General features: G+C 37.6%; 16 protein-coding genes and 1 other RNA gene. 12 read left to right on the top strand and 5 right to left on the bottom strand.

All coding sequences use genetic code 11. The features are described 5' to 3' along the window. The first annotated feature begins 21 nt into the window (after window positions 1-21). From CYP64_RS05230 to CYP64_RS05215, 4 genes are read left to right on the top strand one after another with little or no spacing between them, the layout of a single operon-like run. Window positions 22-252 (top strand): type II toxin-antitoxin system Phd/YefM family antitoxin, encoded by a 231-nt coding sequence (locus CYP64_RS05230; protein WP_021091404.1) that lies wholly within the window; start codon window positions 22-24, stop codon window positions 250-252. Then, entirely contained in the window at window positions 242-1,024 is a 783-nt protein-coding gene (locus tag CYP64_RS05225; RefSeq protein WP_103648936.1) for an alpha/beta fold hydrolase, read from the top strand. The genes CYP64_RS05230 and CYP64_RS05225 overlap by 11 nt, the downstream gene beginning before the upstream one ends. Beyond that, window positions 1,021-2,445, top strand: a complete 1,425-nt coding sequence (locus CYP64_RS05220) for a Mur ligase family protein (protein WP_103648935.1) — start codon at window positions 1,021-1,023, stop codon at window positions 2,443-2,445. The genes CYP64_RS05225 and CYP64_RS05220 overlap by 4 nt, the downstream gene beginning before the upstream one ends. Then, entirely contained in the window at window positions 2,442-2,882 is a 441-nt protein-coding gene (locus CYP64_RS05215; protein ID WP_103648934.1) for a hypothetical protein, read from the top strand. The genes CYP64_RS05220 and CYP64_RS05215 overlap by 4 nt, the downstream gene beginning before the upstream one ends. Window positions 2,883-2,893: 11 nt before the next feature. Here the strand turns inward: CYP64_RS05215 and CYP64_RS05210 are convergent, their stop codons facing one another. Continuing rightward, window positions 2,894-3,913, bottom strand: a complete 1,020-nt coding sequence (locus CYP64_RS05210) for an HdrB C-terminal domain-containing protein (protein ID WP_103648933.1) — start codon at window positions 3,911-3,913, stop codon at window positions 2,894-2,896. A gap of 61 nt (window positions 3,914-3,974) precedes the next feature. Between CYP64_RS05210 and CYP64_RS05205 the strand changes: the two genes are divergently transcribed. The 4 genes from CYP64_RS05205 to rnpB all read left to right on the top strand — a co-directional run bounded on the left by CYP64_RS05205 (window position 3,975) and on the right by rnpB (window position 7,476). Continuing rightward, entirely contained in the window at window positions 3,975-4,796 is an 822-nt protein-coding gene (locus CYP64_RS05205) for a thiamine-phosphate kinase (protein ID WP_103648932.1), read from the top strand. Further along, a complete protein-coding gene (gene truD / locus CYP64_RS05200) occupies window positions 4,774-5,898 on the top strand; it encodes a tRNA pseudouridine(13) synthase TruD (RefSeq protein ID WP_103648931.1) in 1,125 nt (374 codons plus the stop codon). Before CYP64_RS05205 ends, truD begins: the two co-directional genes overlap by 23 nt. A gap of 455 nt (window positions 5,899-6,353) precedes the next feature. Then, window positions 6,354-6,971, top strand: a complete 618-nt coding sequence (locus CYP64_RS05195) for a Type 1 glutamine amidotransferase-like domain-containing protein (RefSeq protein ID WP_181001687.1) — start codon at window positions 6,354-6,356, stop codon at window positions 6,969-6,971. Window positions 6,972-7,151: 180 nt separating this feature from the next. Continuing rightward, window positions 7,152-7,476: RNase P RNA component class A (gene rnpB / locus CYP64_RS05190), an RNA gene on the top strand. Window positions 7,477-7,490: 14 nt separating this feature from the next. On the opposite strand, the gene CYP64_RS05185 is transcribed toward rnpB, so the two are convergent. From CYP64_RS05185 to CYP64_RS05170, 4 genes are read right to left on the bottom strand one after another with little or no spacing between them, the layout of a single operon-like run. After that, complete coding sequence (locus CYP64_RS05185) at window positions 7,491-7,718, bottom strand: hypothetical protein (protein ID WP_084041079.1); 228 nt, start codon at window positions 7,716-7,718, stop codon at window positions 7,491-7,493. Next, window positions 7,711-8,082 carry a flagellar export chaperone FliS gene (fliS, locus tag CYP64_RS05180; RefSeq protein ID WP_084041078.1) on the bottom strand — a complete coding sequence of 124 codons (372 nt, stop codon included), beginning with the start codon at window positions 8,080-8,082 and terminating at the stop codon, window positions 7,711-7,713. Before fliS ends, CYP64_RS05185 begins: the two co-directional genes overlap by 8 nt. A 9-nt stretch (window positions 8,083-8,091) precedes the next feature. Then, a complete protein-coding gene (gene fliD, locus CYP64_RS05175) occupies window positions 8,092-9,852 on the bottom strand; it encodes a flagellar filament capping protein FliD (RefSeq protein WP_103648929.1) in 1,761 nt (586 codons plus the stop codon). A 2-nt stretch (window positions 9,853-9,854) separates the two neighbouring features. Then, on the bottom strand, window positions 9,855-10,250 hold the full coding sequence (locus CYP64_RS05170; protein ID WP_084041076.1) for a FlaG family protein: 396 nt from the start codon (window positions 10,248-10,250) through the stop codon (window positions 9,855-9,857). A gap of 120 nt (window positions 10,251-10,370) precedes the next feature. Here CYP64_RS05170 and CYP64_RS05165 point away from each other — a divergent pair, with 120 nt between their 5' ends. From CYP64_RS05165 to CYP64_RS05150, 4 genes are read left to right on the top strand one after another with little or no spacing between them, the layout of a single operon-like run. Next, window positions 10,371-10,715 carry an ornithine carbamoyltransferase gene (locus tag CYP64_RS05165; RefSeq protein ID WP_103648928.1) on the top strand — a complete coding sequence of 115 codons (345 nt, stop codon included), beginning with the start codon at window positions 10,371-10,373 and terminating at the stop codon, window positions 10,713-10,715. Then, on the top strand, window positions 10,712-11,278 hold the full coding sequence (rsmD, locus tag CYP64_RS05160; RefSeq protein ID WP_103648927.1) for a 16S rRNA (guanine(966)-N(2))-methyltransferase RsmD: 567 nt from the start codon (window positions 10,712-10,714) through the stop codon (window positions 11,276-11,278). The genes CYP64_RS05165 and rsmD overlap by 4 nt, the downstream gene beginning before the upstream one ends. 56 nt (window positions 11,279-11,334) lie before the next feature. Next, window positions 11,335-12,387: a flagellar basal body P-ring protein FlgI gene (locus CYP64_RS05155; RefSeq protein ID WP_103643372.1), complete on the top strand. Its 1,053-nt coding sequence runs from the start codon at window positions 11,335-11,337 to the stop codon at window positions 12,385-12,387. Then, entirely contained in the window at window positions 12,387-12,686 is a 300-nt protein-coding gene (locus CYP64_RS05150) for a rod-binding protein (RefSeq protein WP_054196705.1), read from the top strand. Before CYP64_RS05155 ends, CYP64_RS05150 begins: the two co-directional genes overlap by 1 nt. Window positions 12,687-12,742: the final 56 nt, after the last annotated feature.

Here is a 12,742-nt window from a genome sequence, read left to right as displayed (position 1 = left end):
AATTTTACATAAAGAGCGACAATGGTAACTTTTACAAAAGATGAAATTTATACAGCAACTGAAGTGGTTAGAAATTTTAGTTCAGTGCTCTCTCGTGTGGGAGCTAATGAATTAAAAAGAGCGGTCATTGTTAAAAATAATAAATTTGAAGCAGTGCTTTTAAATATGGAAGAGTATGAGCGCCTTTGCGAAGCAGTGAGTGTGCTTGAGAGCATTTATACTGCAAAAAAAAGAGAGAACGATGGCGAGTAGGGCGGTAAAGTACGGCTCAAATGAGTTTGATATAAACTACGAGATCGTAAATCCAAAATGTAAAAAAATAGTGCTTTTCTTGCACGGCTGGGGCGCTAATAAAGAGATAATGAAAAAGGCATTTGGCTCATATTTGAGCGAACTGTGCCATGTTTATATCGATATGCCAGGCTTTGGTAAAAGCTCAATTACTGATCCATTAAAAACAAGTGATTATGCAAAAATTGTTGAAAATTTCTGTGGTGAGCTTGACATAAAGCCAGATATCATCGTAGGTCATAGCTTTGGTGGCAAGGTCGCAACGCTTCTAAGACCGCAATATCTTGTGCTTTTAAGCTCAGCTGGCATAATTGTCAAAAAGCCATTTATTGTGCGCGCAAAGATCGCTATTTTTAAAATTTTTAAGCTTTTTGGATTTGGAAAATTTTATAAATTCTTTGCCACAAAAGATGTGAGCGGTATGAGTAGAGTGATGTATGAGACCCTAAAAAACGTCGTTGATGAGGATTTTACGAAGAATTTTGCTAGCTTTAGCGGCAAGGCTTTGATATTTTGGGGCGAAAATGACAAGGCAACTCCTATAACAAGCGGAGAGAGCATACATAAGTTCATAAAAAATAGCTCATTTTTTCCGCTTAATGGTGATCATTTTTTCTTTTTACTTCACGCTAAATTTATAAGCGAAGAGATAGAAAAAGGGATAAATTTTGAGCCAAATGAAGCAAAAAATGTCGTGCTTGACGATGAGAGCGGTATCGAGGAGATAAGATGAATATATTTTTAAACATAAGCACAGTTTTATTTATCTTTGCGCTCGCTTTTTATGTGATTACTTGCTTTCAGTGGTTTTCATATAGGCCTGAGCGTGTGCTCTTTCACTTCACAAAGCCCGCTTGGCACGTCCTTTTCTTCATCGTGCCTTTGGTGCTATTTTACACGACTGGCAAGTGGTTTTTTATCTATTTTTACTTTGCGCTTTTGCCAGCTCTTTATCTTTGGCACAAAAAACTTGATAAAAAGCTAGTCTTTACTGGCAGGATCAAGCACTTTTTTGTGATCCTTGCTTGTGCTATTATCCTAAACTACGCTCTAAATTTTATCATTCACAGGGCATTTTTAGCTCCGATGCCACTTTTTGTCTTGGTTGTGAGCCTATTTTTTAGTGAAATTTTAGAAAAGATAAAATTTCAAGGATTTAAAAACAAGGCGCTTAAAAAACTGGGTGCAAATAAAGATCTAAAAATCATCTTGATCACAGCAAGCTACGGCAAAACTAGCATCAAAAATTTTTTATTTGAAATTTTAAAAGATAGCTTTGTATGCTACAAAACACCTCGCAGCGTAAATACAATGGCTGGCATCATCAAAGATATCAATGAAAATTTAAGCGAGCAAACGCAAATTTACATCGCAGAAGCAGGCGCTAGGCTAAAGGGCGACATCCTAGAGATCACAAAATTTCTAAACCCGCAAATCGTCATCGTAGGCGAGATCGGCGCGCAACACATTGAGTATTTTAAAACACTTGATAATATCCGTTCTACCAAGCTTGAAGCACTTCAAAGCGCTCGTTTACAAATAGCATTTTTACATAGCTCGACAAAAAAAGAGCCAAGCCAAAATATAGAAATTTACGATGAGAGCCTAAAAGATATAAATGCAAATTTAGATGGAATTTCATTTATGCTTGATGGCAAAAACTACGCTTCGCCGCTACTTGGCAAATTTAACGCTACAAATTTAGCCGTTTGTATAAGGGTGGCAAAATACCTAAAAATGAGCGATGAGGCGATAAATAAAGCGCTGTCTAAGATGAAAAATGTCGAGCACCGCCTAAGCAAGATCGAGGCTGGTGGCAAGCTGATAATTGACGATAGCTTTAATGGAAATTTCTCAGGTATGAGCGCAAGCTACGAGCTTGTAAGCACCTACGCTGGCAGAAAAGTGCTGCTAACACCTGGTATCGTTGAGAGCGATGCAGAGCAAAATGCAAATTTAGCCAAGGTGATAAATGAAATTTTCGATCTCGTCATCATCACAAGCTCACTAAATGCTGAAGTTTTACTAAAGCACATCATAAAGCCAAAGATCATCATCTTAAAGGATAAAAATAAAATGCAAGAAATTCTAGCTCAAAATACGCGTGCCGGCGATCTCATACTATTTTCAAATGACACACCGAGCTTTATATGAAAAAGATAGTTTTTTTAATCCTAGCTTTAAATTTGGTATTTGGCTTTGATATTGATGATTATGACAGAGGTATTGAGGCGCTAAATGCCGGAGATTACGCAACTGCGTATGAAATTTTCTATGATGGCTGTGAGCAAAAAGATGTGCTTTCGTGCGAGGCTTTGGGCGATATGTTTGTAAATGAAGAGATAAATGAGCAAATGGATAGTGATCTAAAAAAGCACTCAAATATCGAGCTTGGCGTGAGTTATTATATGAAAAGTTGCGACCTTGGCTACCAAAATGCTTGTGATGATGTGATGAGCTTAAGGGATGATTTAAACATAAGCCTTCCAGCTGGTGTTTATGAAAACGCCAAAGCAAGGTACGATGAGATAAGACAAGAAGACGAAAAAGAAGAAGCCTTAAGCGAGCAAAATGCGACTTTGCAAAAATAAATTCTCTAGTTTTAGACTAGATTTACTTTTAGCGTATGCTCTTTTAAGCTTGCTGGAATTTTGCCATTTTCAAGCTCGATCAGTTCGCTAACTCTTAAAATATAAAAATCCTGCAAGCTTCTGTTTGCAAATTTTTCAAGCTTTTTTGAAAGCGTGTCAAACATATAAAACTCAGCCTCATTGCTAGCTAGTAAAAAATCAGCCCCGCTATCAAACGCATTAAAGATGGTCTTACTTGCAAATGCAAATGCAAATGCAAGCTTTTCGTTTACTTTTAAAAGCTCAAATCCACAAGAAAATTTATTGTTTAGATTTATAAAATTTGCTCTAAATTTATCTAAATTTACGGGGATTTTATCGCTTACGGCTATTTTAAACTTTTTAAATTTATCTAAGCTTTTTATCTTTTCAAGCTCATTTTTTAAGGTTTCATCCTCTTTTATTCCTAAAATTTCTTTAAAAAACCTAATCGCTTCGGTATAAATTTCGCTTCCGCCAAAGATAAAATCATCAATCTTGCAAGCTATTAAAATACCATTTTTATTGTTGATAAGCCTCATGATCTCATCATTTTTTTCTTTCTTATAAAGATGATGAGCCAGTATGATAGCAGCTGCACCTATAAAATTTGGCTCGTATTCTCTCACAAAATCAGCATAAAAATATGGCTTTAAGCTTGCATAAAATTCTTTGTCTGCTTGATCGCAAAATTTCTCAAATGGCTTAAATTTCTCCCAAAAGTCGTCATCGTTTATCTCAAGATCTAAAACCGCCCTTTTTTCATCAATTGGCGAAATCACAAGCTTATCTGCAAATTTCTCATATAAATTCTCTAATGGTTCAGCAGTGTTCACTACGACATCATTTACTTTCACAAAGCCAGTTGTTGGCTGAAAATAGGGATCAATTTTTTTAACATGCAAAAATAGCTCGTCAAGGTTTGCGTAATTTAAAATTTCTAAAAAATATGGTTTAAAATATGACAAAATATCCTTTTTTGCATTAAATCTAAAAATTTCTATTTTTTGCATTTGGCTCCTTTTTTGGCTTATTTTATCCTAAAATTAAAAGGAGTTTCATTATAATGGCTCGATGGATAAAGAAAATTTTACGATTGAATGCTTTGGTAACGCTTATATTGGCGATGATGCGGCTGTGCTTGGCAAGCAGGTCTTTAGCAAGGACATCTTTGCTGAAAATTCGCACTTTAAGCATGGCTGGCTAAGCCTTGAAGAGATCGGCTACAAGGCGATGATCGTAAATTTTTCAGATACGATCGTGATGAATGCTAGGCCAAAATTTGCGCTTCTTGGACTTAGCTTGCCAAAGAATTTTTCGCCGCAGCAAATCAAAGAGCTAAGTGGCGGCATAAACAGAGCTTGCGAGGAGTTTGGCGTAAAGATAATCGGTGGTGACACGATAAGTAGCAAAATTTTAAATATAAGCGTTAGTATAATTGGCGAGCTAAATGGTAAAGCTGTGCTTAGGAAAAATGCAAAATACGGCGATCTGGTAGCTTTTACTGGCGAGCTTGGAGGTAGCAAAAAGGGGCTAAATTCGCTTCTTAGGCTAGCTAAAATTTCAAAAAACTCACGATTTAAAAAACCTATTTTAAGAGATAAATTTTTCTACAAATCAGCCCATCTTATAAACTCCGCTATGGATATCTCGGACGGACTAAATGCCGATCTTGCTAAGATTTTAAAGGCTAGCAAAAAGGGTGTTAAATTTACAAAAAAGCTAAGTAAATTTGAGCTTAGTAGCGGCGAAGAGTATGAAATTTTATTTACTTTTAGTCCTAAAAATTTAAATGCCATCAAAAGGATCGCCGCAAAAACACGGACAAAGATTAATATCTTTGCAAAAATTTCAAATAAAAGGTTAAAACAAAATGCAAGAAACCACCACTTTTAAGCCACTTTATGCACTCACTCATGCACCTATCGAGGCTTACTTTTCTAAAAATTCAGATGATTTTGTCGTGCGCGAAATACCACTTTATGAGTTTAGCGGTGACGGCGAGCACTTAATCGTTGAAATTTCTAAAAAAGATATGACGACAAGCGACGCTTTGCATGTTCTTAGTGAAGTTACAGGGGCTAAAATGCGCGACTTTGGCTATGCTGGACTAAAGGATAAGCAGGGTATGACGACGCAGTTTATCTCAATGCCACGCAAATTTGAGAGTGCACTTACAAACTTTAGCCACGAAAAGATGAAAATTTTAAGCCTTAATGTGCATAAAAATAAGCTTCGAATAGGACATCTAAAGGGAAATAGCTTTTTTATTCGCCTTAAAAAGGTGCTGCCAAATAATGCCAAAAAGCTAGAGCAAGCATTTGTTAGCATCGATAAAATGGGCTATGCAAACTACTTTGGCTATCAGCGTTTTGGTAAATTTGGCGACAACGCTGCAACTGGACTGGAGCTTCTTAAAAACGGGACGATAAACGGTAAAAAGAGTAAAAATCCAAAGCTAAACGACTTTTTGATCTCGGCATATCAAAGCGATCTTTTTAACCGCTGGCTTAGCAAACGTATGGAGATTTCAAGGTTTGCGCAGGATTTTAGTCTAGGCGAGCTAACCCAAATTTACCCGTATCTGGGCGGCGAAAATTTGAAAAAATTAAAATCGCAAAAGAGATTTTTTAAGCTGATAGAGGGCGAAGTTTTGGGGCACTACCCGCACGGCAAGTGCTTTTTGTGTGAGGATTTGGACGCGGAGGGCGCGCGCTTTGACACTAGAGATATCACTAGCTGCGGGCTGATAGCGGGCGCGAAGGCGTATGAGTCGCAGGGCGCGGCTAGGGCGGTCGAGGATCAAATTTTCGCGCAGGCAAATGAATACAAAGCTAAAATGACGGGATCTAGGCGCTTTGCGTGGTGCTATTTGGAGGATACGAGCTACAAATACAACGAGGAAAAGGCGCACTTTACGATAAATTTCACGCTGCAAAAAGGCAGCTATGCGACTGTTGTGCTAGAAGAAATTTTGCATAAAAACATTTTTGAGTAGAGCAGCGGCTCGTCTCGCGAGCGCTTTTAAATGAATTTTGTGTCTATGCTTGCAAGTGCAAGCAGAGTATAAATTTTGCTCTGCGATAGGCTGTATGCCTTATTTTTGGACGAATTTTACTTCTTTTGTTTAGCTACGAGCATAGTGGCACATAAAACATTTAAAACCATCTCACAAAACTTCGCCTTAACTTTCAAGTTTAAATTTCACAAATCAAAATCTGCCTTGCCTAACGCTTTTTAAAAGCTGTGAGCCAAGCGGGACAAAAACTTTGCCTTGTCGCTTTAAGCTCAAATTTGAGGCTAAATTTATTGCAATTTTATACACTAAGACCCATATCTTAAAATCTCTAAATTTTACCCGTGGAGCAAGACGCGAGCGACGCGAAATGCTAGCGTTTCTAGGCTCGTTTGGATATAATGAGTTTGCAAATTTATATTTTAAAAGGATTAAAAATGGCGAATATTTTTCTTTGCTCTTATTTCGCGGAGGTTGCGAGCAAGATCAATGAAGTGGTAGATTTTCAAGGTAAGCATGTTGCTTTTATCGATACGGCAGCAAAATTTGAAGAGGTGAATTTTTACGTAGATGAAGCGGTGGAGATTTTAGAAAATTTTGGTGCGAAGCTAAGACGCCTTGATGTCTCTTGCACCCAGAGTTTAGCTGTGCCAGTATCTGAGAAAGATGAGCTATTTTGCAACGATGAAATTTTATCCGCCATTAGTCAGTGCGACATCATTTACATTAGCGGCGGAAATACATTTTATCTACTTAATGAGCTGCGAAAATCGCGCGTCTGGCAAGCTATAAAAAATGCAGTCAAAGCGGGCAAAATTTATATCGGTGAGTCAGCAGGTGCGGTCGTAGCGGCACCAGATACGAGATATGCTACGCCTATGGATGAAAATAGCGTAAACGTGAGTGATTTTACAGGCTTAAATTTGGTGGATTTTTTCATAGTGCCACACTTTGGTTGCGAACCTTTTATAGAAGCTACACGCGAGACAATGAAAAAATTTGGCAATTCTTGTGATTTGCGTCCTATAAATAATGCAGAATTTATCGCACTTTAATATAAAAATACAGCTATTTGACTAGTAAAAATTTATATAAAACGTAAGCTAGACTTTTGCTCAAATGGTTGTCTATAAAGTCGCTTTTTGTATGTAAAATCATATGGCTTAGAAGAAGTAAGTGTAGTTGTGATAAAAGCTAAAGCTATAAATTTAAGCCAAAACCGCTATAATTTCGCTCTGGCACGGTAAGCGATCGCTTTTGTTTTGAAAAAGAGGAAAGTCCGAGCTGCGATAAGACAAGGTTCCATCTAACGGATGGCTAGGGAAACCTAAGGGATAGTGTAACAGAAAGTAGACTTCCGCTTCGGCGGTAAAGGTGAAACGGCGGAGTAAGAGCCCACCGGCACGCTTGGTAACTTGCGTGGCCATATAAACCCAACCTGCAGCAAGAAGGGATGGTTTTGGTCTTATATTAAAACCCTTCGCTAGAGCTTGTTTGTAAAAGCAAGCGTAGATAAATGATCGCTCAAGACAGAACTCGGCTTAACGCCGTGCCTTTAAATTTATAAAAATTGATTAGTTTGTTACGTATTTTTGCGCTTTTTGTAGTTTTATAAGCTCATTTTGAATATGTGAAGACTTGCTTTTTAAAAGCTCTATTGCGCCGCCAATTAGTGCTTGTGCTTCTTGTGCTGAAGCTAGGCTTGTAAACATATCTTCACTAAAATTTTGTGATAAAGCAGCTATCTTGCTCGTGTCTTCGTTTATCAATGCTAATTTAAATTCATTGATCCAACTATTCACCTGAAGTTACCTCTCTCCATGCTTCAGATAGTTGCTTTACGACATTGGTTACTTCATTTAAGGCTGCGATATCGTTTTGTATATTTGCCATAGCAAGAAGCTGCATCTGTCTTGTATAAAGGCCGCTAAGATAGTGGGCTACGTCGCCTTGAGAATAATCAAGCGAATTTAAAAGCTCAACAAAAATAGCGTTTGTCCTATTTATATAATAAACTTTTTTCTCTATATTTCCAGCTTCTATCGCCTTTTTTGTACGAAATATAAATTTTAAAATTCCGTCATAAAGCATTTCTATTAATTTAGTTGGGGACTCAATGCCCCCAAAACTAGACTGTGCGTATGCACTATATGCACTTTGATTCATCTTTCTCTCTTATTTTCTGCTATTTATCTCTGCATCGATCATTGATTTTAGTGTCGAGAACTGATTTTCTAAGCTTGCAATGATAGCGTTATACTTGATAAAGCGCTCTTGCATTGTTGTATATTTCTCATCTAAAAGCTTTTGTGTGCTCTCTTTGTTTTTTGTGATCGACTCGTTTTCATCTTTTAACTGATTTTGCATAGCAACCATCGTACCACTTTTGCCAACGACACCATCAAGCATTTTAGCTAGCTTTGTAAATAGCCCATCTGTCTTTTTGGTTACTGGATTTATAGTAGCTTCATTCATACCTAGAGCTGTTAAGGCTGAATTTTTACCTTTTACCTCGATATTTTCGCCATCGCTTCTTTTTAAGACGATTCTTTTGCCACTTTTATCAAGACTAGCTGTAACTCCAGTTATGCCAGCGTCATTTATAGCTTGTTGAAGTTTTAGTGCGTTCTCTTCGGCTGTGGCTGTGGCAGTAGTTGAGAACGTAACTGACTTACCGTTTATCGTAAGATCACCAGCTTTTATGTCTAGTGCTCCAGCGCTAACAGTCGATGCCCCCATATAGCTTATTGGCTCGATCTTGCTTGATCCCATGAAAAATTTCTGAATCTCTTCAGGATCTTTGCTAAGAGCTGCATTTAGCTTATTTAGATCAAGCTGAAGCTGTCCGTCTTTATCAGGCACTATGCCATATTTGCTTAATGCTTTGCCTTCGCTATCTTGTCCATTTACAAGACGGCCAATGTTTGATCTTAAGCTTGAAATTTCGCTAACGCCCTGGAAAGTGCCAGCTCCTTTTTCCTCGTCATATTTTGTGGCTATACCAAGGTTCATGGTCATTAGGTTGTAGTCTTTGATAAATTCCTCAACCGCTTTTATTACCTCTTTTGTATCCTGAGAGACGCTTACGTTTGTTTTACCAGTTTCATTTAATGTAATAGAAATTCCTGGCCTTAAGTCGTTGAAGGTATTTTTACTTCTTTTTACATTTACTCCGTTATATGTAAATTCTGCATCTTGTGCTTTTAGAATTCTATTTTTTTCAAAGTTTGATGTCATCTTTGGTGTGCCATCAGGATTTGTTAGTAGAGTGCCATTTGCATCTTTGTCCTGAAACTGCGTACTATCCCAGCCAAGCTTATCTAAAACACCAGCCGTATCATTTGAAAATTTAATAGTCTGCGTAGCACCAGTGTTACCTGATTGAAGCATGATTTGATTTGGCTTATCTCCGCCAACATTTAAAATTCTAGCTTGCAATTTACCGCCACTAATATCATTTATCTTATCTACAATATCTTGATATGTGGTTGATCTAGTTATGCTAATAGAAAATTTTTGTCCATCGATCTCAACGTCAAAAGAGCCGTTATTTGTCGCACCTACTAAGCTTGAAGCATTTTTGAAATTTGAGCTTTGAAATGTATCTTTTTGAGCAAGTTTTTGCACATCGATACTAAAATTTTGCACGCTAACGCCATTTGCTGCTGAGGCTGTTACGCTTTTACCAGCGTTATTTGTAGTTCTTTTTAGATAAAGTGCCTCTCCGCCAAGTGTTTTGCCACTTACGTTTACGTTGCTAACTAGAGTTTTTAGCGCTGCAAGGTCTTTTTGCTTTAGATCATTTCTTTCTAGCCTTGCGGTTAGTGGTTTGATCTGTCCTGCTTCGTCTGCTTCTTTTAGCTTTTTGATAAGATCGTCATTTAGTCCGCTATTTTTTGTACCGATACCTAAATTTGTTACATTACCTACTGCCATTTTTAACTCTCCTTGTCAAAAAGTATTCCGATGCTTTCCTTGAAATACTCGCTTATTCTTATAGCTTCTTTGCTTGGAAGTTGTGTTATCTCTTCTCCAGTTTTAGCGTCTTTTACTTGCACGACCATTAAATTTAGCTTCTCATTGTAAGCAAATCTTACATTAGTATCGAGCTGCTGCATTTGATAGTTTAGTCTATCGGTGACCTCTCTTGTTCTTTTGGCAAGCTCTTCGTTGCTAAGTCCGTCTAGCTCGTTAACATCTTTGGTTTCATTGTTTTTATCAGCACTTAATTTAACATCAGAATGCTCGATAGGTCTGCTGTCTATTTGACGCTGAGCAGATGTGCTCATGCTCGTATCTAGTACCTGATTTGCTGCTGCCTTAAAGATTTCCATAGTTTTACTCCTTAAAACTTACGTTAGCTTCTACATCGGTAAAATTTTAAAATCCTTTAGTGTTTATATAAATTTTTGATTATTTAGGCTAAAATCGAGCAAAAATTTATAGGAAGAGATATGAAAATTTCATTTGAATGTGACTGCATTTTGCTGCAAAAGACCTTGTTGCTTTTTTGTGGAAATTTAGCCGCTCATCATAAGGATTGTGATTTTGTAGTAAGTGACCGTGAGATCGTCACAAAAAAACCGCTATTTATAATAGGTAAGAATGCTCATCTCTCTCATCCATTCACAAGAGCCACTCTTCTTGATACGCTTGAAGAATTTTACTCAGCCACGCAAATTTCAAAGGCAAAAGAGCCAGATCAGATAATAAATGAAAAGAGTTTGGAGCAAAAAGTATCGCTCTTAATAGATAAATTTAAAGCCGATCTGCTTGAAATTTTAAGGGCAAATCAGTGAAACTTTACACCAAAATTTCAAGTGGTAAATTTAAAGGCAAAAGGCTTGAGCTACCAAGTCTAAGCACGACTAGAAGCACAAAAAGCATCGTAAAAGAGTCCTTTTTTAACGTCATCAGAGATGAAATTTACTCGCTTACATTTATAGAGGGCTTTGGCGGAAGCGGCGTGATGGCAAGCGAGGCTGTTAGCAACGGAGCGCGCGAGGCTATCGCTATCGAAAAAGATAGAGCCGCTTTTAAGATCACGCAAAGCAATCTTGCAAGCCTGCAAAGTCCAAATTTAAAAGCTATAAATGGCGATAGCTTTGCGCTTTTGCCTGATCTTGTAAATTCGCAAAATAGCAAAGTTTTGCTCTATCTTGATCCACCATTTGACATAAGAGCTGGCTTTGATGATATCTATGAAAAGCTTGTAAATTTGATCTCGCAGCTAAAAAAAGAGAAAATTTATATGATAGTTTTTGAGCACAACGGCGACTTTAAATTTGGCGATGAAATTTCTGCATTTAAACTTATCAAATTTAAAAAATTTGGAGCCACTTCTCTCTCTTATTTTCAGTAAATTTTGGAACATCTTTTGCTTTAAAAACCTAAAATAACTAAATTTTAGGAAAAAATATGAATAAATTTTTATCTTTTGTAGCAGTTTCAGTGATAGCTACTTCAGCCTTTGCTACGCAGATAAAAGAGCTTGCAAACATCGTTGGTGTAAGGGACAACCAGCTAATAGGCTATGGTTTGGTCGTCGGACTAAACGGCACAGGGGATGGCTCAACGTCAAAATTTACGATCCAGTCGCTATCAAACATGCTTCAAGGCGTAAATGTCAAGATAAATCCAGATGATATCAAGTCTAAAAACGCAGCCGCTGTTATGGTGACAGCCAAGTTACCTGCATTTGCAAGGCATGGCGACAAGCTTGATATCGAGATCTCATCTATCGGCGATGCAAAAAGCTTGCAAGGTGGTACTCTTCTCATGACGCCACTAAAAGGTGTTGATGGCGATATCTACGCTTTGGCTCAAGGACCTCTAAGTATCGGTGGCAAGAGCGCGGGAAGAAGTGGCGGCAACCACCCAACCGTTGGCACTATCCTAAATGGAGCTTTGGTCGAGCGAGAAGTGACTTATGACATTTACAATCAAGATAGCATAAAACTAAGCCTAAAAGATACAAATTTTAAAACCGCTCTTGATATCCAAAACGCCATAAATGCAAACATCTCAGACGATACCGCAAAGGCGATCGATCCAAGAACGGTCATCGTTAAAAAGCCAGATGATGTTAGTATCATCGAGCTTGCAAGTGCTGTGCTTGATCTTGACGTGGAGTACAAGCCAGATGAGAAGATCGTAGTTGATGAGAGAACTGGTACGATAGTTAGCGGTATAAACGCGGTAGTTAGTCCAGTCGTGATAACTCATGGCGCTATAACTATAAAGATAGAGCCAAACAGCTACGAAGAGGCAGCGCAAAATGATGTAAATATAGGTAGCGACACCTCGGTGGCTCCTAGTCAAAATTTACTTAAAATTTCAGGCGAGAAAACAACCGTCGCAAACGTGACAAGAGCGCTAAACAAGCTTGGTGCAACACCAAGTGACATCATCTCGATACTTGAAAATTTAAAACGAGTTGGCGCGATACAAGTCGATCTGGAGATAATATAATGCAAATAGACAACACCTTAGCACTAAATTCATACAATGAAATTTCTACAAATAAGATAAAAAATGCAAATGCTAAACAAGATGCGCTTTTAAAAGAGCAAACTGATGCATTTGAGGCTTATATGGTAAAGGCTGTGCTTGATATTGCTTTAAAAGAAGATGAGCACAACTCCCTATATCCAAAAGCTGCTGGTAGCGACATTTATAGGTCAATGTATAACGATGCAATGAGTAAAGCATTGAGTGGAAATCTTGGTTTTTCAGAACTTTTGTACGATTTTTTAAAGAGAGACTCTTAAGTAAATTTATATTCTGCCGATGTAGTGATATAAATATTTTATTTTAAGAGGTATGA

This window comes from Campylobacter concisus, from assembly GCF_002913945.1.
GTDB lineage: Bacteria > Campylobacterota > Campylobacteria > Campylobacterales > Campylobacteraceae > Campylobacter_A > Campylobacter_A concisus_P.
This window is presented reverse-complemented; position numbering and strand designations above follow the sequence as displayed.